Source organism: Pantoea sp. B9002 (assembly GCF_013385945.1).
In the GTDB taxonomy this organism is placed as follows: domain Bacteria; phylum Pseudomonadota; class Gammaproteobacteria; order Enterobacterales; family Enterobacteriaceae; genus Pantoea.
In genome coordinates this window covers 136,135-156,676 of sequence record NZ_JACAPA010000001.1, presented here as the reverse complement: position 1 = coordinate 156,676, position 20,542 = coordinate 136,135, and the positions used below count along the sequence as shown (strand labels likewise).

The 20,542-nt window shown below is 55.3% G+C and carries 21 protein-coding genes; 12 read left to right on the top strand and 9 right to left on the bottom strand.

Annotation, left to right across the window (positions count from 1 at the left end; translation table 11 throughout):
• Window positions 1–341 precede the first annotated feature (341 nt).
• Complete coding sequence (locus HX773_RS00720; RefSeq protein WP_101764192.1) at window positions 342–911, bottom strand: CoA pyrophosphatase; 570 nt, start codon at window positions 909–911, stop codon at window positions 342–344.
• A gap of 1 nt (window position 912) precedes the next feature.
• A complete protein-coding gene (gene pabB, locus HX773_RS00715; protein ID WP_176970031.1) occupies window positions 913–2,271 on the bottom strand; it encodes an aminodeoxychorismate synthase component 1 in 1,359 nt (452 codons plus the stop codon).
• Between the two features lie 110 nt (window positions 2,272–2,381).
• Here pabB and HX773_RS00710 point away from each other — a divergent pair, with 110 nt between their 5' ends.
• Window positions 2,382–2,579, top strand: a complete 198-nt coding sequence (locus tag HX773_RS00710; protein ID WP_008110398.1) for a YoaH family protein — start codon at window positions 2,382–2,384, stop codon at window positions 2,577–2,579.
• Window positions 2,580–2,593: 14 nt separating this feature from the next.
• On the opposite strand, the gene HX773_RS00705 is transcribed toward HX773_RS00710, so the two are convergent.
• Window positions 2,594–2,938 carry a RidA family protein gene (locus HX773_RS00705; RefSeq protein ID WP_061718729.1) on the bottom strand — a complete coding sequence of 115 codons (345 nt, stop codon included), beginning with the start codon at window positions 2,936–2,938 and terminating at the stop codon, window positions 2,594–2,596.
• Window positions 2,939–3,062: 124 nt separating this feature from the next.
• Between HX773_RS00705 and HX773_RS00700 the strand changes: the two genes are divergently transcribed.
• The 5 genes from HX773_RS00700 to rnd all read left to right on the top strand — a co-directional run bounded on the left by HX773_RS00700 (window position 3,063) and on the right by rnd (window position 9,484).
• On the top strand, window positions 3,063–4,973 hold the full coding sequence (locus tag HX773_RS00700; protein ID WP_176970030.1) for an ATP-dependent DNA helicase: 1,911 nt from the start codon (window positions 3,063–3,065) through the stop codon (window positions 4,971–4,973).
• A 52-nt stretch (window positions 4,974–5,025) separates the two neighbouring features.
• The gene (gene tsaB / locus HX773_RS00695; RefSeq protein ID WP_176970029.1) at window positions 5,026–5,724 is read left to right on the top strand and encodes a tRNA (adenosine(37)-N6)-threonylcarbamoyltransferase complex dimerization subunit type 1 TsaB; all 699 of its coding nucleotides are present in this window, start codon (window positions 5,026–5,028) and stop codon (window positions 5,722–5,724) included.
• A 60-nt stretch (window positions 5,725–5,784) separates the two neighbouring features.
• A complete protein-coding gene (locus tag HX773_RS00690; RefSeq protein ID WP_176970028.1) occupies window positions 5,785–6,378 on the top strand; it encodes a Slp family lipoprotein in 594 nt (197 codons plus the stop codon).
• Window positions 6,379–6,587: 209 nt separating this feature from the next.
• Window positions 6,588–8,264: a long-chain-fatty-acid--CoA ligase FadD gene (fadD, locus tag HX773_RS00685; RefSeq protein ID WP_176970027.1), complete on the top strand. Its 1,677-nt coding sequence runs from the start codon at window positions 6,588–6,590 to the stop codon at window positions 8,262–8,264.
• A 98-nt stretch (window positions 8,265–8,362) separates the two neighbouring features.
• Window positions 8,363–9,484, top strand: coding sequence for a ribonuclease D (gene rnd / locus HX773_RS00680; RefSeq protein WP_176970026.1), 1,122 nt, complete (start codon window positions 8,363–8,365; stop codon window positions 9,482–9,484).
• Window positions 9,485–9,539: 55 nt separating this feature from the next.
• On the opposite strand, the gene minE is transcribed toward rnd, so the two are convergent.
• Genes minE through minC form a run of 3 tightly spaced genes read right to left on the bottom strand, consistent with a single transcriptional unit; the run spans window position 9,540 to window position 11,369 of the window.
• A complete protein-coding gene (gene minE / locus HX773_RS00675; RefSeq protein WP_007889661.1) occupies window positions 9,540–9,809 on the bottom strand; it encodes a cell division topological specificity factor MinE in 270 nt (89 codons plus the stop codon).
• A 3-nt stretch (window positions 9,810–9,812) separates the two neighbouring features.
• Window positions 9,813–10,625 carry a septum site-determining protein MinD gene (gene minD / locus HX773_RS00670; RefSeq protein WP_007889662.1) on the bottom strand — a complete coding sequence of 271 codons (813 nt, stop codon included), beginning with the start codon at window positions 10,623–10,625 and terminating at the stop codon, window positions 9,813–9,815.
• A gap of 33 nt (window positions 10,626–10,658) precedes the next feature.
• A complete protein-coding gene (gene minC / locus HX773_RS00665; protein ID WP_176970025.1) occupies window positions 10,659–11,369 on the bottom strand; it encodes a septum site-determining protein MinC in 711 nt (236 codons plus the stop codon).
• Between the two features lie 153 nt (window positions 11,370–11,522).
• On the opposite strand from minC, the gene HX773_RS00660 reads away from it, so the two are divergent.
• The 3 genes from HX773_RS00660 (at window position 11,523) to HX773_RS00650 (ending at window position 13,236) form a co-directional block, all read left to right on the top strand.
• Window positions 11,523–11,798 carry a YcgL domain-containing protein gene (locus HX773_RS00660; RefSeq protein ID WP_176970024.1) on the top strand — a complete coding sequence of 92 codons (276 nt, stop codon included), beginning with the start codon at window positions 11,523–11,525 and terminating at the stop codon, window positions 11,796–11,798.
• Between the two features lie 267 nt (window positions 11,799–12,065).
• Complete coding sequence (locus tag HX773_RS00655) at window positions 12,066–12,725, top strand: fumarylacetoacetate hydrolase family protein (protein WP_176970023.1); 660 nt, start codon at window positions 12,066–12,068, stop codon at window positions 12,723–12,725.
• A gap of 64 nt (window positions 12,726–12,789) precedes the next feature.
• Window positions 12,790–13,236: a YcgN family cysteine cluster protein gene (locus HX773_RS00650; protein ID WP_008110381.1), complete on the top strand. Its 447-nt coding sequence runs from the start codon at window positions 12,790–12,792 to the stop codon at window positions 13,234–13,236.
• Window positions 13,237–13,275: 39 nt separating this feature from the next.
• Here the strand turns inward: HX773_RS00650 and dsbB are convergent, their stop codons facing one another.
• The gene (gene dsbB / locus HX773_RS00645; RefSeq protein ID WP_176970022.1) at window positions 13,276–13,806 is read right to left on the bottom strand and encodes a disulfide bond formation protein DsbB; all 531 of its coding nucleotides are present in this window, start codon (window positions 13,804–13,806) and stop codon (window positions 13,276–13,278) included.
• A 320-nt stretch (window positions 13,807–14,126) separates the two neighbouring features.
• On the opposite strand from dsbB, the gene fadR reads away from it, so the two are divergent.
• Window positions 14,127–14,846, top strand: coding sequence for a fatty acid metabolism transcriptional regulator FadR (fadR, locus tag HX773_RS00640; protein WP_008110376.1), 720 nt, complete (start codon window positions 14,127–14,129; stop codon window positions 14,844–14,846).
• Window positions 14,847–14,884: 38 nt separating this feature from the next.
• Here the strand turns inward: fadR and HX773_RS00635 are convergent, their stop codons facing one another.
• Window positions 14,885–16,420 carry a SpoVR family protein gene (locus tag HX773_RS00635; RefSeq protein WP_176970021.1) on the bottom strand — a complete coding sequence of 512 codons (1,536 nt, stop codon included), beginning with the start codon at window positions 16,418–16,420 and terminating at the stop codon, window positions 14,885–14,887.
• Window positions 16,421–16,914: 494 nt separating this feature from the next.
• Here HX773_RS00635 and HX773_RS00630 point away from each other — a divergent pair, with 494 nt between their 5' ends.
• Window positions 16,915–18,216 (top strand): D-amino acid dehydrogenase, encoded by a 1,302-nt coding sequence (locus HX773_RS00630; RefSeq protein ID WP_176970020.1) that lies wholly within the window; start codon window positions 16,915–16,917, stop codon window positions 18,214–18,216.
• A gap of 21 nt (window positions 18,217–18,237) precedes the next feature.
• The gene (gene dadX / locus HX773_RS00625; protein ID WP_176970019.1) at window positions 18,238–19,308 is read left to right on the top strand and encodes a catabolic alanine racemase DadX; all 1,071 of its coding nucleotides are present in this window, start codon (window positions 18,238–18,240) and stop codon (window positions 19,306–19,308) included.
• Here the strand turns inward: dadX and HX773_RS00620 are convergent.
• Window positions 19,301–20,494 carry a multidrug effflux MFS transporter gene (locus tag HX773_RS00620; RefSeq protein ID WP_176970018.1) on the bottom strand — a complete coding sequence of 398 codons (1,194 nt, stop codon included), beginning with the start codon at window positions 20,492–20,494 and terminating at the stop codon, window positions 19,301–19,303. The two genes, dadX and HX773_RS00620, sit on opposite strands and share 8 nt — an antisense overlap.
• Window positions 20,495–20,542 lie beyond the last annotated feature (48 nt).

Below are 20,542 nucleotides of genomic sequence, written 5' to 3'. Positions count from 1 at the left end.
TGCGGATTGCCGGCCCAAAAGTGGCCCCGGCCTGCTCCGAAGCTACAGCGTGTGCTGCTGAAAAGGGCACCTTTGCCAGAGGCGCTGGCGCTTCTGCTGCGGCAAAAGGGCCATTCGCAGCGCTGAGGCTTTTACGTTGGGCCAGGAGCCTCACGCATGGATGCGTGAGGCAGTTCGGGGCCGGCCAGGACGGCCGATCCGCGAACGGTCCGTCGGCACGACGTGAAAGCCGAAGGCACCGCGCTAGCGGCGCGAGGACGGCCCGTGACGCAGCAGATGTGTCAGAGCCCACTCCAGATTTAAAGCAGAAAGATTACTTAACTCAAAAGCATTACGGGGATTTACGGCAAGGCGATTTGTTGACCGAGCGCACGAATAATCCCGGCGGTCATGCCCCAGATAAAGTAATCCTCATACCAAGATAGCCAGACCTGATGTTGGCGATGACCACGGCGCAAGGTGAGATCGCTGTAGCGGCTCAAACGTAATGCTTCCGACAGCGGCATGGCAAAGGCGCTTTCCACTTCGTCCGGATTGAGCTGCAAAGCAAAATCAGCCGGAATAATGCCCACCACCGGCGTAACGGCGAAACCGGTGCTGCTGGTCACCGGCGGCAGAACGCCGATGATCTGCACCTGTTCCGGCTGAATCCCCACCTCTTCCTGCGCTTCACGCAGTGCGGTGTGGATCAGCGAGGTGTCAGTGGCATCCTGCATGCCACCGGGAAAGGCGACTTGCCCGGCGTGTTTACGCAGATGCGATGAGCGGCGCGTGAGCAGCAAGCCAGGTTCTGCACCGTCGATCACCGGCACCAGCACCGCCGCACGGCGTCCGCTGATGGCGCTTTTCGGCGCATGCAGCGGCGGTTGCAGGACAAAGCGGCTGAGGAACTGCTCAAGGGTTAAATTCATTTCAGGTTCCATCACGCAGGCTGGGCAAAATACGGTTCACCTTATGGAAGGTTTCCTGATATTCGGCATCAAGGTTGCTGTCCGCCACCAATCCGCCACCGGCGGCGCAGTAAAGCTGATGGTTTTCCGCAATCAGCGTGCGAATGGTGATGCTGGTATCCATGCGGCCACACAGGCTGATGTAGCCGATGCTGCCACACCACGCATTGCGGCGATGCGGCTCTAACTCTTCGATGATCTCCATCGCGCGGATCTTCGGTGCGCCGGTAATGGAACCTCCAGGGAAACAGGCACGCAGCAGATCGGTTGCGCTCAGCGTCTCAGGCAAACGGGCACGCACGGTGCTAACCAGATGATGCACCGCCGGGAAAGGTTCAACCACGAACAGTTCCGGTACGCTGACGCTGCCGGGCACGGCGACGCGGCCAATGTCATTGCGCAGCAGATCGACAATCATCAGATTCTCAGCGCGATCTTTCTCCGAGTTCGCGAGCTTCTCTGCCTGCAAACGGTCGGCTTCGGCATCAGCAAGACGCGGCAAAGTGCCTTTAATCGGACGCGTTTCAATCTCCTGCTGCTGTAAAGAGAGGAAGCGCTCAGGCGATAAACTCAGCAGCGCGCTGTCTGGCAAACGCAGGAAAGCGCTGAACGGCGCGCGATTCGCCTGCGTCAGACGCAAAAATGCCTGCCACTCATCACCGCGATAGCCCGCCTGAAAGCGCTGCGCCAGATTTACCTGATAGCAATCGCCGGCTTGAATATAGGCCTGCACCGCGTGGAAGCGCTGCGCATACTGGTCAAAACTGAGATTCGATTGCCACTCGCTGGTCAAGGCGAAAGGTTCGGCTGGCGGCGCGGTTTGCGCCTGCAGCCAGTGCCAGCGCTGCCCGGCATCAGTGAGCGAAACCAGCGTCAGTTTTTGCAGATGGTGATCGGCGATCAGCGCCCAGTCATAAATGCCCACCGCCATATCCGGCGTGGTGAGATCCTGCTGCGCGCGCTGCGGCAGGTCTTCAAAGCGCCGTCCTAAATCGTAACCGAACAGGCCAAGGGCGCCGCCCTGAAAGGGTAATCCGGCATCAAAAGCCGGCGTGACGCCCAGCGCGGCACATTGCTGTTGCACCAGCAGCAGCGGATCGGCGGCGGAGTGAATGACTTCATCACCGCAGATAATTTCGGTGCTGGCACCGCGTGTGGTCAGCGTCGCGCGCGGATCGGCGGTGAGGATATCAAAGCGGTTATCCGCGTGATTGGCCTGGCCGGAGGTCAGCAACATCGCCCAGCGTTGGTGGGCCAGCGGAGCAAAAAGGTCTAACAGCGTTTCGGGCGTATACTTCAGAACGAGGCTTTTTACCATCATGGGACAAATCACTTCAGCAAGCAGGTCGCTAGCCTGACATATTTTTTTGTTGCTGGCACCCGTTTGTTCCACGTGGTAATAATGCGTCCCCCATGCACCAGGAGTGAATTATGTTTACAGGTCTTCCAGCGTTATCCCACGAGCAACAGCAGCAAGCGGTTGAACGCATTCAGGAATTAATGGCGGGCGGTATGTCGAGCGGACAGGCGATTGCGCAAGTGGCGCAGGAGATTCGTCAAACCTATAAAGGTGAAGCCATTCGGGCGATGTTCGAAGACGACGAGGATGAAGAAGACGACAACGAATAACGCCCGAACGGATTTTACAGCGCGGCGATGATTTTAATTTCGACTTTATACTTCGGGTTCATCAAACCGGCCTGCACGGTGCAACGCACCGGCGCATTGCCCGGTGAAACCCACGCATCCCAGGCGCGATTCATCGCCGGGAAATCGCTTTTCTCCACCAGAAAAATGGTGGCGTCGAGGATCTTGCTCTTATCCGATCCCACGCGCGTCAGAATGGCGTCAATCACCGCCAACGCATTGGCGGTTTGCGCTTCCGCATCTTCATCCAGATTTTCCGGTACGCTGGTGTAATAGACGGTTTGGTTATGCACCACGGCTTCCGACATGCGGTGCTCTGGATCAATACGCGTAATGGTCATGCTGTTCTCCTTTAATTTTGCTGCGCTAGCCTGCCATATCCCAGGGGCGCATGTCATCTGTTGTGGTTGCCCGCCGGGAATCCTGACATAATTACAGTGGTTTTTATTTTTGATGTGAGGAAGTGTGGCAGACGATTTTGCAGCTGATGGCGCACTGGCGCAGGCAATTCCGGGCTTTAAACCGCGTGAAGCACAGCGCCAAATGGCCAAAGCGGTAACCGAGGCGGTGAAAACAGGCGGCGAGCTGGTGGTTGAAGCGGGCACCGGAACCGGTAAAACCTATGCCTATCTGGCGCCGGCATTGCGGGCGAAGAAAAAAGTCATCGTCTCCACCGGTTCTAAAGCGTTGCAGGATCAGCTCTATAATCGCGATCTGCCCACCATCGCACGCGCCTTAAAGTTCAGCGGCAAAACTGCGCTGCTGAAAGGGCGCTCCAACTACTTATGCCTCGAACGTCTTGAGCAGCAGAATCAAACCGGCGGCGATCTCAGCGTTCAGGCGCTGGGCGATTTGATCAGCGTGCGCGGCTGGTCGTCAGAAACCACCGATGGCGACGTCAGCAACTGCAACGGCGTGGCCGAAGACAGTCCCATCTGGCCGTTCGTCACCAGCACCAACGATAACTGCCTCGGCAGCGATTGCCCGCTGTATAAAGATTGCTTCGTGGTCAAAGCGCGCAAAAAAGCCATGGACGCCGATGTGGTGGTGGTGAACCATCATCTGTTTCTCGCCGATCTGGTGGTGAAAGAGGGCGGCTTTGGCGAACTGATCCCGGAGGCCGATGTGATGATCTTCGATGAAGCGCATCAGCTGCCCGATATCGCCAGCCAGTATTTCGGTCAGCAGCTGTCGAGCCGTCAACTGCAGGATCTCGCCAAAGACATCATCATCGCCTATCGCACCGAAGTGCGGGATGTACAGCAGCTCCAGAAATCTGCCGATCGCCTGGCGCAGTGCGCGCAGGATTTCCGTTTGACGCTCGGCGAACCTGGTTTTCGCGGCAACCTGCGCGATCTGCTAAGCGACAACAACATCATGCGCATGTTTACCTTGCTGGATGATGCGCTCGAACTCTGTTACGACGTGATCAAACTGTCACTCGGCCGTTCCGCGCTGCTGGACGCCGCTTTTGAGCGCGCGGCGCTGTATCGCACCCGCCTGAAACGTCTGCGCGCCATTGATGAGCCCGGCTTCAGCTATTGGTATGAGTGCAACAGCCGCCATTTCACGCTGGCGCTGACGCCGCTGTCGGTGGCGGAACGCTTCCGGGAAGTGATGGATAACCGCAAAGCGGCGTGGATTTTCACGTCTGCCACGCTGGCGGTGAATGAGCAGATGAGCCATTTCTCCAGCCGCCTTGGCGTGGATAACGCCACTACCATGATCCTCGACAGCCCGTTCGATTACACCCAGCAGGCGCTGCTGTGCGTGCCACGCAACATGCCGGAACCCAATCATCCCGGCGGCGCGCGCCAGCTGGCGCGCATGATGAAGCCGCTAATTGATGCCAATAAAGGCCGCTGCTTCTTCCTCTGCACCTCGCACAAGATGATGCGCGAGTTAGCCATTGAGTTTCGTGCTTCTATGACGTTGCCGGTGTTGCTGCAAGGTGAAACCAGTAAAGGACAGCTGCTGAAGCAGTTCCTGGAAGCCGGTAACGCGCTGTTGGTCGCCACCAGCAGCTTCTGGGAAGGTGTCGACGTGCGCGGCGATGCGCTGTCGTTGGTGATCATCGACAAGCTGCCGTTTACCTCGCCGGAAGATCCGCTGCTAAAAGCACGCATGGAAGATTGCCGCTTGCGCGGCGGCGATCCCTTTAATGATGTGCAACTGCCCGATGCGGTGATCACCCTGAAACAGGGCGTGGGACGTTTGATTCGTGATACCGAAGATCGCGGCGTACTGGTGATTTGCGATCAGCGTCTGGTTTCTCGCCCTTACGGCGGCCTGTTCCTGAACAGTTTGCCACCCACGCCGCGCACCCGCGATATTGCGCGCGCCATCGAATTTGTCCGTCAACCAGTGGATCACTAATTTGTGCCAGGCTGTGATAAGATGCGCGCCATTTTGACTCTCTGAGGTTGTTATGTCCGCCCGAATTTTAGCCCTGGACACGGCGACAGAAGCCTGTTCTGCCGCGCTGCAAAATCTGCAGCAGATTGATGCCCGCTTTGAAATCGCCCCGCGTGATCACACCCAACGTATTCTGCCGCTGGTGCAGGAGCTGTTGCAGGCGCAGCAGCTGGAGCTGACCGCGCTTGACGTGCTGGCGTTTGGCCGTGGACCGGGCAGTTTTACCGGTGTGCGTATCGGCATTGGCATTGCTCAAGGGCTGGCGCTTGGCGCGAATCTGCCGATGATCGGCGTCTCCTCGTTAGCGACCATGGCGCAGGGCGCGTGGCGTTTAACCGGCGCGACGCGCGTGCTGGCCGCAATCGACGCACGGATGGGCGAACTCTATTGGGCTGAATATCAGCGCGACGAAAACGGCGAATGGCAGGGTGCGGAAACCGAAGCGGTGATCAAACCCGACGTGGCGCAGCAACGTATTGCCGCATTAGGCGGCGAATGGACCGTTGTTGGCACCGGCTGGCAAGCTTATCCGCATCTGCTGACCTCGCCAGGCGCACAGCTTATTGCCTCAGACGTATTGTTACCCGCAGCCGAAGATATGCTGCCGCTGGCGCTCAGCGCCTGGCAGCGTGATGAAGCGGTCGCGGTGGAGAATGCCGAGCCGGTTTATCTGCGCAATGAAGTGGCATGGAAAAAGTTGCCGGGACGCTAGGTCACGCGCAACTTATTTTCGCGTGCTCAGTCTAATCAGAGAAATAACAGGAGAAGTGCTATGCCAATAAGTCGTAAAGGGATGTCTGGCGCTCTGTTAGCCTGCGCAATGCTGCTCAGCGGCTGTGTTTCGGTGCCAGATTCAATTAAAGGAAGTTCTGAGCTTCCACAGCAAGATTTACTGCGCGTGATGAACGCGCCGCAACTGTTTGTCGGCCAGGAATCACGCTTCGGCGGGAAAGTGGTGAAAGTCACCAATCTTAACGGCTTAACGCGCGTGGAGATTGCGACTCAACCGCTGGATGAGAGCGCGCGTCCGCGTTTAGGTGCAGCTTCTGTTGGCCGCATCTTTGCTGACATCCGCGGCTTTGTTGATCCGGTGGATTTGAATAACCAATACATCACGGTGCTGGGCAACATCAAAGGCATCGAGAAAGGCGATATCGGTAAGGCCAGCTACAACTTTGTGGTGATCGATGTGCGCGGCTATCAGCGCTGGCATTTGACGCAACAGGTGATGACGCCGCCGCAGCCGATTGATCCCTACATCTGGTATGGCCCAACGCGCCATCGTCCCGGATATTGGGGACCGAATCCGTATTGGGGCATGAACCTCGGCCAACCGGCGCAGGTGCAAACTATCCTCACCGAGTAAGCTATTAATTGTGTTATTTACGGCCCGGTCGCGGTGCTTGCGAACGGGCCTTTTTATTGGGCGCGCAATCGATGCGCGAAATTTAGTGATGCGCTTCGCAACCTGAAAATGCCGAAACAGGCAAACTGGTACAATCAGTTAAAATATTGTTAACAACATTGATTGTCGAGGCGGCGATGGCTACGCAACAAGATTATCGGGGTGATTCTTTGAATAAGGTTTGGCTCAAACGCTATCCGGCAGATGTCCCTGCGGAAATTAATGCGGATCGTTACGCTTCTCTGGTCGATCTTTTCGAGCACGCAACAGAGCAATACGCCGATCAGGTGGCTTTCATCAATATGGGCCAGCCAATGACTTATCGGCAGCTGGAAAAGCAAAGCCGCGCCTTTGCCGCCTGGCTGCAGCAAGGTTTAGGGTTGAAGCAGGGCGATCGTGTGGCGCTGATGATGCCGAACCTGCTGCAATATCCCGTCGCGCTGTTTGGCGTGTTGCGCGCTGGCATGGTGGTGGTTAACGTCAATCCACTCTACACGCCGCGTGAACTCAAGCATCAGCTGATTGATAGCGGCGCCAGCGCCATTGTGATTGTCTCGAACTTTGCCCACACGCTGGAAAAAGTGGTGGCCGAAACGCCCATCAAACATGTGATGTTAACGCGTATGGGCGATCAGCTGGCGCCGGTGAAAGCCACGCTGGTGAACTTCGTCGTCAAATACGTGAAAAAGCTGGTGCCAAAATACCATCTGCCGGGCGCGGTGCCGTTCCGCAGCGCTTTGTCGCAGGGCGAAGAGATGACCTATCAGCGCCCGACCGTGACCAACGACGATCTCGCTTTCCTGCAATACACCGGCGGCACCACCGGCGTGGCCAAAGGCGCGATGCTGACGCACCGCAATATGCAGGCCAACCTGGAACAGACTAAAGCCACTTACGGCAAGCTGCTGCGTCCGGGCAAAGAGCAAGTGGTGACCGCGCTGCCGCTCTATCACATCTTCGCGCTGACGGTGAACGGGCTGCTGTTCCTTGATCTTGGCGGCACCAACCTGCTAATTACCAATCCGCGCGATATTCCTGGCTTTGTCAAAGAGCTCAGCAAGTTCCCGTTTACCGCCATCACCGGCGTCAACACCTTGTTCAATGCGCTGCTGAATGATGCCAACTTCAATAAGCTCGATTTCTCCACGCTGCGCCTGTCAGCCGGCGGCGGCATGGCGGTGCAGAAAGCGGTCGCCGAGCGCTGGGAAAAACTCACCGGACACTATCTGCTGGAAGGCTACGGCCTGACCGAGTGTTCGCCGCTGGTGTCAGTGAATCCGTATGACATTACCTGTCATACCGGCAGCATCGGTTTGCCGGTGCCGTCCACCGATGTACGCATCGTTGATGATGAAGACAAGGATGTGGCGCCAGGTGAACCGGGCGAGCTGTGTATTCGCGGACCGCAGGTGATGACCGGCTACTGGCAGCGCGCCGACGCTACCGATGAAGTGCTGAAAAATGGCTGGCTGCATACCGGTGATATTGTTACCGTTGATAGCGAAGGCTTTATTCGCATCGTCGATCGTAAGAAAGACATGATTCTGGTGTCAGGCTTTAACGTGTATCCTAACGAGATCGAAGATGTGCTGATGCAGCACGAGAAAGTGCGTGAAGCCGCGGCGATTGGCGTTCCCAGCGATCTGTCGGGCGAAGCGGTAAAAGTGTGCATCGTGAAGAAAGATCCTTCACTGACGAAAGAAGAAGTGCTGGATCATTGCCGTCGCCAGCTCACCGGCTACAAAGTGCCGAAGATTATCGAGTTTCGTGACGAGTTGCCGAAGACCAACGTGGGCAAAATTTTGCGTCGCGAATTGCGTGATGAGGCGAAGCGAGAAGGGCAGTAACGCGCCATTCTCCTCAGGTTAACGCCGGCACAGTCCGGCGTTTTTATTGCTTTTAACATGGAGCGCTGCGCGTAGTTTGCCGCAGCGAGAAAGACAACGTGAATTACACCCTGATCGACCAAAATGACCAACTGGCCGCCGTGTGCGAGAAAGCACGCCAGCACGCCGCCGTGGCGCTGGATACTGAATTCGTGCGCACACGCACCTACTATCCGCAGCTCGGCCTGATTCAGCTGTTTGATGGCGACCAGCTGATCCTGATCGATCCGCTTAATATCAGTGACTGGACGCCGTTTGTGGCGCTGCTGCAGGACAAGCAGGTCACCAAATTCCTGCACGCCGGTGGCGAAGATCTGGAAGTGTTCCTGCATCGCTTTAAATGCCTGCCCGATCCGATGATTGATACGCAAATTCTGGCGGCGTTTACCGGTCAGGCGCTGTCGTGGGGCTTTGCCTCGATGGTGATGCATTTCAACCAAATCGAGCTGGATAAAAGCGAATCGCGTACCGATTGGCTGGCGCGTCCGTTGACAGAACGTCAATGTGAATATGCCGCCGCCGATGTCGCCTATCTGCTGCCGATTGCCCATCAGCTGGTGGCGCAAACTGAAGAAGCCGGCAACATGGCGGCGGCGTTGAGCGAATGTAATATGCTGTGCCAGCGTCGTCTGGATGTGCTGCAACCGGAAGAAGCCTGGCGCGACATCACCAATGCGTGGCAGCTGCGTCCGCGTCAGCTGGCGGCGTTGCAGCGCCTGGCCGCGTGGCGTTTAAACCTCGCGCGTCAGAAAGATATGGCGGTGAACTTTGTGGTGCGCGAAGAGAATCTGTGGAAAGTAGCGCGCTTTATGCCGGGTAGCCTTGGTGAGCTGGATCATTTAGGGCTGAACGGCCATGAAATCCGCTTCCACGGTAAAGCAATGGTGGCGCTGGTGGCTGAAGCGCAGGCGCAGGATGAAGCGACCTTGCCGCAGCCGCTGCCCAATCTTATCGATCATCCGCACTACAAACAGGCGTTCAAAGCCATCAAAGCGCTGGTGCAACAGGTGAGTGAAGCGAGTGGTTTCAGCCAGGAACTGCTGGCATCACGTCGCCAGATTAATCAGGTACTGAGCGTGCATTGGGGATTGAAAAATGCGTCGCGCACACCTGAGTTACAGACAGGCTGGCGGGGCGATTTGCTGAAAGCGGGTATCGACGAGATTCTGCAGGCACTTTAACGGAAGCATTTTCCCCTGCGCAACACCGCAGGGGAAAATCAGGAAACCGCTTTAATCATTTAGGAACGTCTTCCGGCTCCGGCAGTGTCACGTTGAGCTCGAGGATCGAGATATCATCCCCTTTCTGATCCAGCTGAACGGTCACCATATCCGGGTCAATTTTTACGTATTTACAGATCACTTCCAAAATATCGCGCTTCAGCTGCGGCAGATAGTGGGGCTCACTGTCGCCCCTTCTGCGTTCGGCTACGATAATCTGCAGCCTTTCCTTGGCTATATTGGCTGTGTTCTTCTTACGGGATAAAAAGAAATCAAGTAATGCCATTGGTTATCCCCCGAACAGGCGTTTAAGGAAACCCTTCTTCTCTTCTTCGATAAAGCGGAAGGGGCGTTCTTCGCCAAGCAGGCGATCTACGGTATCAGCATAGGCTTTACCGGCGTCAGCGTTTGCGTCGAGGATCACCGGCTCACCCTGGTTAGAGGCGCGCAGGACAGATTGATCTTCCGGGATAACGCCAACCAGGGGAATGCGCAGAATTTCCAGCACATCTTCCATGCTCAGCATATCGCCACGGGTTACGCGGCCAGGATTGTAACGGGTCAGCAGCAGATGCTCTTTCACCGGATCCTGGCTGTTCTCTGCACGACGAGATTTCGAAGAGATGATGCCGAGAATACGGTCGGAGTCACGTACTGAAGAGACTTCCGGGTTGGTGGTGATGATGGCTTCATCGGCGAAGTACAACGCCATCAGTGCGCCGGTTTCGATACCTGCGGGTGAGTCGCAGACGATAAAGTCGAACTCCATCGCTGCCAGATCGTTCAGCACTTTTTCAACGCCTTCACGCGTCAGCGCATCTTTATCACGCGTCTGTGAAGCCGGCAGAATGTAGAGTTGCTCTGTGCGCTTGTCGCGAATCAGCGCCTGATTCAGCGTCGCATCGCCCTGAATGACGTTTACAAAGTCATAAACCACGCGGCGTTCACAGCCCATGATCAAATCCAGGTTACGCAGACCGATATCGAAATCGATGACGACGGTTTTTTTGCCTTTCTGCGCTAACCCGGTAGCGATGGCCGCGCTTGACGTGGTCTTGCCAACGCCCCCTTTACCCGATGTAACTACAATAATGCGTGCCATAAATGTTGATTTCCTTAACGAAAGAAAAGGGGCTTAATTAAGTGTCTGAATGGTAAGCGCGCCCTCAATCAGGCTGAGGCGCGCCGCTTTACCAAAGAATTCCGCCGGGATTTGATCGATCATCCAATATTCCCCGGCAATAGAGACCAACTCTGCGGCGAGGTTGGTGCAAAAAATCTGGCTGTCACGTTGTCCGCCGACGCCGGCCAACGCGCGACCGCGCATCATGCCGTAAATGTGGATGTTACCGTCGGCGACCAGTTCGGCACCGGCGCTGACGCTGCTGGTGACGATCAGATCGGCATTGCGCGCATAAATCTGTTGGCCCGAACGCACTGGCGTATTAATGATGCGGGTTTTACTGGCGGCATCAGCCACCACCGCCGGAACAACTGGCGCGGCTACAGCGACCGGCGCAGCGGCTTGTTTGCGGCTCTCTTTACCTTCAGAAAGGACCGGCAAACCCGCGCGGGCAATCATTTTTTTCAGGGCTTCATCTTTGCAACCGCTGACACCAACGATACGCAGACCGGTCGCCATCACCGCTTGTTGCATCTGTTTCCAGTTAATGTCGCCGGTTAACGCTGAAACATTCAGCACCACCGGCGCATTCAGCAAAAAGGCAGGTGCCTGATCGATTTTGTCCTGTAGCGCCTGACGAATCACCTCGGGTTGCGAATGATGCAGATGAACGACTGACAGGGTAAAACTGCTTCCCTTGAATTCGATTGGCGTTTGCGACATCTGTGCTGACTCAGTCCTGTTTTACGACCCTTAAATGTACGCCGATAAAATCGGCAATAACATCAAACGGTCAATATTCGAAGTTCTGCAAGCATGTTATAGTTACTGCTATATTCAGGCAAGTGACGCCATCGGTTAATTCGAGTAAAAAATATGTTTTGTGTGATCTACAGAAGCCCGCAACGTGAACAGACTTATCTGTATGTTGAAAAAAAAGACGATTTCTCACGAGTACCGGAAGAACTGCTGCGTGGCTTCGGCAAACCCCAGCTGGCAATGGTGCTGTCGCTGGATAAGCGTGACAAGCTGGCTAACGCGGATATCAATAAAGTTAAGCAAGGTTTAAGCGAACACGGCTTTTATTTGCAAATTCCACCGCCGGTTGAAAGTCTGCTCAACATTCATCTCGATCAGGGTAAAAAAGATTAATTCAGATTCCTCTGTAAATATATCCTGTAGAAATAATCAGTGCTATTTGCGTTAATTAACTGCCCGCTTTAACCCTTTATTGCGGGCAATTATCCCGGCGTTTAGCTGATTTTGTTGTATACGATTAACGACTTTTGACAATTTCCGCCACGCCTGCAGCCATAAACCCGCTAATATATTCCACCTCAGCCTGTCGCGTTCCGGCACTGAGCCAGACTTCATCGCCAGATGCACTGGCGGCAAACACAACCAAAGCAGGGGAATAGCATGTATCAGCATCGTAACTGGCAGGGCGCTCTGTTGGATTATCCGGTCAGCAAAGTGGTTTGCGTCGGCAGCAACTATGCGAAGCACATAAAGGAAATGGGAAGTGCCACGCCAACCGAACCGGTGGTGTTTATCAAACCGGAAACCGCAGTGTGCGATCTACGCCAGCCGCTGTCGATCCCGGCACAATTTGGTGAAGTGCATCATGAAGTGGAGCTGGCGGTGCTGATTGGCTCGACGCTGAAGCAGGCGAGCGAAGAGCATGTGGCGAAGGCGATTGCCGGATATGGCGTCGCGCTGGATTTGACCTTACGTGACGTGCAGGCCGGTTTGAAGAAAGCGGGCCAACCGTGGGAAAAATCCAAAGGTTTCGATAACTCGTGTCCTCTATCGGGCTTTATTCCGGTTGCCGAGTTCAGTGGCGATCCACAGAACACCGAACTGAAGCTGATCGTTAATGGCGAAGTGCGTCAGCACGGAACGACCGCCGATATGATCCACAAAATTCTGCCGCTGATTGCCTATATGAGCCAGTATTTCACCCTGCGCGCGGGCGATGTGGTGCTGACCGGTACGCCGGAAGGCGTTGGCCCGATGCGTTCTGGCGATAAGCTGGAAGTATCGCTGGCGGGTCACGGTATTTCGACGCGCGTTCTGTAAAACTTGCATCACCGCACCTGAACCTTTATAAGGTGCGGTCTCTTTGCTAACCCGGACCGCCATCATGACTGAACAACCTTTCTGGCAGACTAAACGCCTTGACCAAATGAACGACGCAGAGTGGGAATCCCTGTGCGACGGCTGCGGCCAATGTTGCCTGAATAAGTTGCAGGATGCGGATACCGACGAAATCTACTTCACCAACGTGGCCTGCAATCAGCTGAATATCAAAACCTGCCAATGCCGTAACTACGAGCATCGTTTTGAGTTAGAAGAGAATTGCATCAAGCTGACGCGTGAAAATCTCACCAGCTTTGAATGGCTGCCGCGTACCTGCGCCTATCGCGTGTTAGGAGAAGGCAAAACCTTGCCGGCCTGGCATCCGCTGATCGCCGGTTCTAAAAAGGCGATGCATGCGCAACGCATTTCAGTGCGTTTTATTGCGGTGCGTGAGAGTGAAGTGCGGGATTGGGAAGAGCATATAATCGATCGGCCGGATCGCAACGGTTAAAGATAAAACAGGCAGCCAAGGCTGCCTGTTTTTTTGAACTCAACGTCCGAACAGATCGCGGCGTTTCGGTTTGAACGGTTGTGCAATCAACACCAGCAGCGCCACCAGCAGATAAGCGCCGAAAATCACGATCATCCACTGCGGCATGCTCCAGGTCAGGAAAGTCCAGCCGCGCTCAGCGCAGTCACCGCTGGCCACAAACACCGAAGGCAACCATTTATCCAGCGGCAACCAGCTTGGGAAACGCGCGGCAAAGTCGCAGGTGACAAACGGATTCGGATGCAGCTGAATCATGGTGTGATCGTAAGAGAGACGAGTGCCTTCAATCGCGCTATAAATCCAGATGAGGATCGCCGCCCAGCGCAGCGGGGTTTTCGGCGCAATCGCACCCACGATGCCCGCGCCCATCACGCCAAACAGCGCGCAACGCTCATAAATACACATTACGCAGGGTTGCAGCCCCATGACGTGCTGAAAATACAAAGCCGTCAATTCAAACGCCAACGCCGTCAGGGCCAGCAGAAGCCAGGCACCGCGTCCACGCGAGCATTGATTCAAATATCGCAACATATTGCTTTTCCTGTAACCGTTAATGTTTCGCAGTGTAAACCAAAAGCGCAACCGTGCCAGCCAGGTAACCGGAAAAAATCATGTACAAAAATGACTTAAGTCGCGTTGAGGGCAAAAAAGATCCGTCCACGCGCTTCATCCGATAAGTGCAAGCTGCAGGCGCAGCGCAAACGTGTGCTTGCCAGCGTCGTTTGGTCTGAATTCACGGCTGAATTTTGCGCCAGCGCGCGCTTTTAATCGATTGGCAGGCTATTTCCGCTATAGCCGCTCTGGTATGATGAGTCGCATTACGATAAAGAAAGCAACGAGAAATAAATGCTATGGTGATTAAGGCGCAGAGCCCCGCGGGATTTGCTGAAGAGTATATTATTGAAAGCATCTGGAACAGTCGTTTTCCGCCGGGATCCATTCTACCTGCCGAACGTGAGCTTTCTGAACTGATTGGCGTGACCCGCACCACGTTGCGTGAAGTGTTGCAGCGTCTGGCGCGCGATGGCTGGTTAACCATTCAACATGGCAAACCGACGCGCGTTAACGATTTTTGGGAAACCTCCGGTTTAAACATCCTCGAAACCCTGGCCCGACTCGATCACGATAGCGTCCCGCAGCTGATTGATAATCTGCTGTCGGTGCGTACTAACATCTCTTCGATTTTTATCAGCCGTGCGCTGCGTCATCATCCAGAGAAGGCGCGCGAAGTGCTGGAGAATGCGCTGATCGAGGAAGATAAAGCCGAAGCCTACACCGAGCTGGATTATCGCGTGTTCCGCGGCCTGGCGTTTGCATCGGGTAACCCGATTTATGGTCTGATTTTGAATGGCCTCAAAGGGTTGTATACCCGCGTTGGTCGTCACTACTTCTCCAGTCTGGAAGCGCGTGAACTGGCGCGTAACTTCTATCGCCAGCTGGCTGACCTGTGCGTGGCTAATCCTTCGCAGGAGCAGATTGTCGATAGCGTGCGTGAATACGGCCGCCGCAGCGGTGAGATTTGGCACAAGATGCAGAAAAGCATGCCGGACGATTTAGCCAGCAAGCGATAAAAGAAAAACCGGACTTCGACAGTCCGGTTTTTTTTGCCTTACAGCGTTGGGCCGCGCGTGGGCGAACGATCCAGCAACTCGACGCTGCCGTCTTCATTCTGTTGCTCCAGAATCACATCAAAGCCCCACAAACGGTGCACATGCTTCAACACTTCTTTGCGGCTCTTATCGAGTGGCGCACGCTGTTGCGGCACATAACGCAGCGTCAATGAGCGGTCGCCACGCAAATCCACATTGTAGACCTGAATGTTAGGTTCCAGATTGCTCAGATTGTACTGCGCCGACAGCTGCTGACGAATGGCGCGATAACCTGCTTCATCATGGATCGCCGCAATTTCGAGGAAATTGTTACGGTCATCATCCATCACCGTGAACAAGCGGAAATCACGCATCACTTTTGGTGACAGGAATTGGCTGATAAAGCTCTCGTCCTTAAATTCGCGCATGGCGAAATGCATGGTTTTCAGCCAGTCGGAACCGGCAATGTCCGGGAACCAGTAGCGATCTTCTTCGGTCGGTGTCTGACAGATACGTTTGATGTCCTGGAACATCGCGAAGCCCAGCGCATACGGGTTGATGCCGTTATACCATTGGCTGTTATACGGCGGCTGATACACCACGTTGGTGTGGCTGTGCAGGAACTCCATCATGAAACGTTCCGACACTTTGCCTTCGTCATACAGATGATTAAGGATGGTGTAGTGCCAGAACGTAGCCCAGCCTTCGTTCATTACCTGCGTCTGTTTCTGCGGATAAAAATACTGACTGACCTTGCGAACAATGCGCAGCACTTCACGTTGCCAGGATTCCAGCAGCGGCGCATTTTTTTCCATGAAATAGAGCAGGTTTTCCTGCGGTTCAGAAGGGTAGCGCGATGCCTCAACGTGCACCGACTCCTTCTCTTTACGCGGCAGGGTACGCCACAGCGTATTCACCTGACTCTGCAAATACTCTTCGCGGCTCTGCTGGCGAGCTTTCTCTTCCTGCAGCGAAATTTTCTGCGGACGCTTATAGCGATCCACACCGTAGTTCATCAACGCATGGCAGGAATCGAGCAGCCGCTCAACCTCCTCCACGCCATAGCGCTCTTCGCAGTCGGTAATGTAATTTCGCGCAAACAGCAGGTAATCCACAATGGAACTGGCATCGGTCCAGCTGCGGAACAGATAGTTATTTTTAAAGAAAGAGTTGTGACCGTAACAGGCGTGCGCCATCACCAGCGCCTGCATGGTCATGGTGTTCTCTTCCATCAAATAGGCGATACATGGATTAGAGTTGATGACGATCTCATACGCCAGACCTTGCTGACCATGCTTGTAGCGCTGTTCCGTTTCGATGAATTTCTTGCCGAACGACCAGTGTGCATAGTTGATCGGCATACCCACGCTGGAGTAGGCATCCATCATCTGCTCGGAGGTGATCACTTCAATTTGGTGCGGATAGGTTTCCAGTCCGTAACTTTTGGCTACGCGGTCAATTTCCGCCAGATAATCATCCAGCAGTTCGAAGGTCCAGTCGGGACCATCACTGAGTCGTTTACTGTTGCGGGTTGGCTCGTCAAAGATTGTCGTCATAGCGCACCTCTGTTTTGCAAGCGGCAGGAATCACCTGTCACGATCGTTTAAGGCCTCATCCTGAGTAAAGATGGCCCAATAAAACTGAGCGAACACTTCAATGATAGTCCACTGTCGCCTATCCGAAACTGAATCTCAATCGAATTCTTTTGGCAGAAAATCATTCAAAAAGCGTTAGTTAAGCCGATACTGATGACAAGTGTTGGTTTTGTTGCATTTTGCAGAACAATGCTCTGTTTATAAGTGGATTGTATGACTGCGGCGCTTTCTCCTGAAAAAAGTCAAAACCGCTGCCCTCCGCATAATAAATGGCTGATTAAGGGATTTAAGGCATAAAAAATCCTGATTTTGGCTCTCTTGCATGATTTCAGTGTGCAGTCAGGTAAAAAACATGTGAAATAAGTCGGTCGAATGTAAGATTTAAGTGGCGGTCGGGTTATGCTGCCTTGGGCTTGGTTGATAGTTAATTATTCTTTTGCTGCGACGAGGGGCTTATGCGCGTAGTGATTCTTGGTAGTGGTGTCGTTGGGGTAGCGAGCGCATGGTATCTGGCGCAGGCCGGACATGAGGTCACGGTTATCGATCGTCAACCTGCCGCCGCGCTGGAAACCAGCGCCGGTAATGCGGGACAGATCTCACCGGGCTATGCGGCGCCCTGGGCGGCGCCGGGTGTTCCGCTGAAAGCGGTCAAATGGATGTTCCAGCGTCACGCGCCGCTGGCGGTTCGTCTCGATGGCAGCAAGTTCCAGCTGGAATGGATGTGGAATATGCTGCGTAACTGCGACATGCAGCACTATCAAGAGAATAAAAGCCGCATGGTGCGCATCGCGGAGTACAGCCGCGACTGCCTGAAAACGCTGCGCGCCAGCACCGGCATTGCTTATGAAGGTCGGCAGGGCGGCACGCTGCAGCTATTCCGCACTCAGCAACAGTTCGAAAGTGCCAGCAAAGATATCGCCGTGCTGCGTGATGCGGGCGTTCCCTATGAGTTGCTGGAAGCGCATCAGCTCAAAAATGTCGAACCCGCGCTGGCGGCCACGGCGCATAAACTCACCGGCGGTTTGCGTCTCCCTAACGACGAAACCGGCGACTGCCAACTGTTCACTCAACGTCTGGCTGAGATGGCAGCGGCGGCGGGCGTGACCTTCCGCTACAACACCTCGGTTGATCAGTTGTTGCGTGAGGGCAATCGCATTTATGGCGTGAAGTGCGGCGATGAGGTGATTAAAGCCGATGCTTACGTGGTGGCATTCGGTTCCTATTCAACCGCGCTGCTGAAAGACATGCTCGCCATCCCGGTTTACCCGTTGAAAGGCTATTCGCTGACGATTCCTATCAAGAATTCTGACGCCGCACCGGTTTCCACCATCCTCGATGAAACCTACAAAGTGGCGGTGACGCGCTTTGACGATCGCATTCGCGTGGGCGGCATGGCAGAAATTGTTGGTTTTAACACCAAACTGTTGCCGGCACGACGCGAAACGCTGGAGATGGTGGTCCGCGATCTCTATCCTGAAGGCGGATTTGTCGAACAGGCCACGTTCTGGACCGGATTGCGTCCGATGACGCCAGACGGTACGCCGATTGTCGGGCGCACGCCGCTCTCCAATCTCTATCTCAATACCGGTCACGGTACGCTGGGATGGACGATGGCTTGTGGTTCCGGTCAGCTTCTGGCTGATTTAATTTCCGGTCAGAAACCGGCGATTGCCGCAGATGATTTGTCAGTGCTGCGCTACCTGCCAGGTTTTGAGCCACATTCTTCGCCGCTGCGTAACGCCAGCGCGGCGCGCTGAGACCTCAGGGAGAGTAAAAGCATGTCACGTCCAACCGGTGCCACCATCAATCAACAGGCACTGCGTCATAATCTGGCCGTTGTTCGCCGGGCGGCCCCGCAATCACGCGTCTGGTCGGTGGTGAAAGCCAATGCGTATGGTCACGGTGTGGCTCGCGTGTGGCAAAGCCTGGCGGAAACCGATGGTTTCGCGCTGCTGAATATGGAAGAGGCGATCCTGCTGCGTGAGCAGGGCTGGAAAAAACCGATCCTGCTGCTGGAAGGTTTCTTCCATGCCGACGATTTAGCGTTGATCGATCGCTATCGCATCACCACCAGCGTGCACAGCAACTGGCAGATTCAGGCGCTGGCAAAAGCGCAGCTGTCGGCACCGGTTGATGTTTATCTCAAAATCAACAGCGGCATGAACCGGCTTGGTTTCCGTCCTGAGCAGGCTTATGCGGCGTGGCAAAAACTGCGTGCTTTGCCGAACGTCGGTGCAATGACGTTGATGGCGCACTTCGCTGATGCAGAGAATCCGCAAGGATTAGTTGAGCCGATGAAGCGCGTCGAACTGGCGGCGGAAGGGCTCGATTGTCCGCGTTCTCTGTCTAACTCTGCGGCTACGCTGTGGCATCCTGAAGCGCATTTTGACTGGGTGCGTCCCGGCATTATTCTCTATGGCGCGTCACCGAGCGGCGACTGGCAGGATATCGCCAGCACCGGATTGCAGCCGGTCATGACGCTCACCAGCGAAATCATTGGCGTGCAACAACTGAATGCGGGTGATGGCGTGGGTTACGGTTATCGCTATCACGCCAGCGGCACGCAGCGTATCGGCATCGTCGCCTGTGGCTACGCCGACGGTTATCCACGTCACGCACCCACCGGCACGCCAGTCAGCGTGGATGGCATTCGCACGCAAACGCTGGGCGCCATCTCCATGGACATGATGATGATCGATTTGGAACCTTGCCCGCAGGCCGGCATCGGTTCGAAGGTGGAGCTGTGGGGCAATCAGGTGAAGATCGATGAGGTGGCAAAAGCCGCCGGAACGGTGGGCTACGAGCTGATGTGTGCGCTCGCGCCACGCGTTCCGGTTGAGGTTATTTAAGCGCGGTCACGCGACCGTGCATTTTCTTACTGCAGCGCCAGGCGGTCATCGCCAGCGCTGCACCCAGCAGCATCATCAATGCCAGTGACGACTTCTCCGCAACGGGCAATGCCACGATTGCCATGCTGCCGCCCGCACCACACGCCATCTGAATAAATCCCTGCAGTGCTGAGGCCACGCCCGCTTGCTGCTGATACGGCTCCAGCGCGTAGCTGGTGGCGGGACCGACCGTGAACGCCAGGCCGGCAACGGAAACCGCTACGGGAATCATGTACAGCGCCCAATGGTTTTGCCACGCCGCCGGCAACAGCGTGGTGCCCATCATCAGCAGAATCGCGCCAATCAACATGGTGGCGAAACCCATCGCCAGGCAGAACGGGCGTCCCGCTTTGCGAATGGTTTTGTTCACGAACGCGCTGACCAGCATGATCCAAAAACCGTTGGCGCCAAAGGCGAAGGAGAATTGCAGCGGCGTCAGGCCGCCTTCGGTCATCAGCACGTGCGGCGCCAGCGACACATAGGTCAGCACCATGCCCAGCGCGCCGGCGTTAGCAAAGGCAAAGGCGAGAAAGCGCGGTTCACGGGCGATAGCAGCGTACTGCGCCAGCGGTAAACCTTTAACGCGTAAGGTGTCCGCTGGACGCGTTTCTGGCAGCCACAGCAGCACAATCAGCCCAATCACCACCGCATAGCCGCACAGGAACCAGAACGGCATCCGCCAGCCGTAGGCTTCGGCGAGGATCCCACCCAGCAGTGGCGCCAGCGCGGGAACGATATTCAGCGCACCATTGAGAAAGCCGTAAGCGCGTGCGGCATCCTCGCCACTGAGACGGTCACGCACGCCGCTGAAGGCCACAACAGCAGTGCAGCACACGGCACAGCCCTGAATGATGCGGGCGAGGAAGAACACAGGCCACAGCGTGCTCGTGGCGGCAATCGCGCTGCCAATGATATAAAGCGCGAGGCCAATCAACGCAAGCGGCTTACGACCAAAATTATCCACCAGCGGACCGGTGATCAATTGGCCGATGCCCATCACCAATAAAAACAGGGGAATAGTGATTTGGATGAGGCTCACCGGGCTGTTAAGACCTTCGGCGATTTGCGGCAATGTAGGGAGGTAGAGATCAATGCCAAGCGGCGCCAGCAGCACCAGGCTAAGAAGTATTAAGGTGAATTTTTGCATTACGAACCGGACGACCTGTTAAACAATCCGGAAGGGTAATGACTCTTA

Coding starts and splice junctions, on each gene's coding strand:
- HX773_RS00650 (WP_008110381.1), top strand. CDS start 12,790: ATGACTGAACAACCTTTCTGGCAGACTAAACGCCTTGACCAAATGAAC.
- HX773_RS00710 (WP_008110398.1), top strand. CDS start 2,382: ATGTTTACAGGTCTTCCAGCGTTATCCCACGAGCAACAGCAGCAAGCG.
- dadX (WP_176970019.1), top strand. CDS start 18,238: ATGTCACGTCCAACCGGTGCCACCATCAATCAACAGGCACTGCGTCAT.
- tsaB (WP_176970029.1), top strand. CDS start 5,026: ATGTCCGCCCGAATTTTAGCCCTGGACACGGCGACAGAAGCCTGTTCT.
- HX773_RS00705 (WP_061718729.1), bottom strand. CDS start 2,938: ATGACCATTACGCGTATTGATCCAGAGCACCGCATGTCGGAAGCCGTG.
- HX773_RS00660 (WP_176970024.1), top strand. CDS start 11,523: ATGTTTTGTGTGATCTACAGAAGCCCGCAACGTGAACAGACTTATCTG.
- HX773_RS00635 (WP_176970021.1), bottom strand. CDS start 16,420: ATGACGACAATCTTTGACGAGCCAACCCGCAACAGTAAACGACTCAGT.
- HX773_RS00620 (WP_176970018.1), bottom strand. CDS start 20,494: ATGCAAAAATTCACCTTAATACTTCTTAGCCTGGTGCTGCTGGCGCCG.
- HX773_RS00655 (WP_176970023.1), top strand. CDS start 12,066: ATGTATCAGCATCGTAACTGGCAGGGCGCTCTGTTGGATTATCCGGTC.
- fadR (WP_008110376.1), top strand. CDS start 14,127: ATGGTGATTAAGGCGCAGAGCCCCGCGGGATTTGCTGAAGAGTATATT.
- HX773_RS00690 (WP_176970028.1), top strand. CDS start 5,785: ATGCCAATAAGTCGTAAAGGGATGTCTGGCGCTCTGTTAGCCTGCGCA.
- minD (WP_007889662.1), bottom strand. CDS start 10,625: ATGGCACGCATTATTGTAGTTACATCGGGTAAAGGGGGCGTTGGCAAG.
- minE (WP_007889661.1), bottom strand. CDS start 9,809: ATGGCATTACTTGATTTCTTTTTATCCCGTAAGAAGAACACAGCCAAT.
- dsbB (WP_176970022.1), bottom strand. CDS start 13,806: ATGTTGCGATATTTGAATCAATGCTCGCGTGGACGCGGTGCCTGGCTT.
- minC (WP_176970025.1), bottom strand. CDS start 11,369: ATGTCGCAAACGCCAATCGAATTCAAGGGAAGCAGTTTTACCCTGTCA.
- pabB (WP_176970031.1), bottom strand. CDS start 2,271: ATGATGGTAAAAAGCCTCGTTCTGAAGTATACGCCCGAAACGCTGTTA.
- HX773_RS00630 (WP_176970020.1), top strand. CDS start 16,915: ATGCGCGTAGTGATTCTTGGTAGTGGTGTCGTTGGGGTAGCGAGCGCA.
- HX773_RS00720 (WP_101764192.1), bottom strand. CDS start 911: ATGAATTTAACCCTTGAGCAGTTCCTCAGCCGCTTTGTCCTGCAACCG.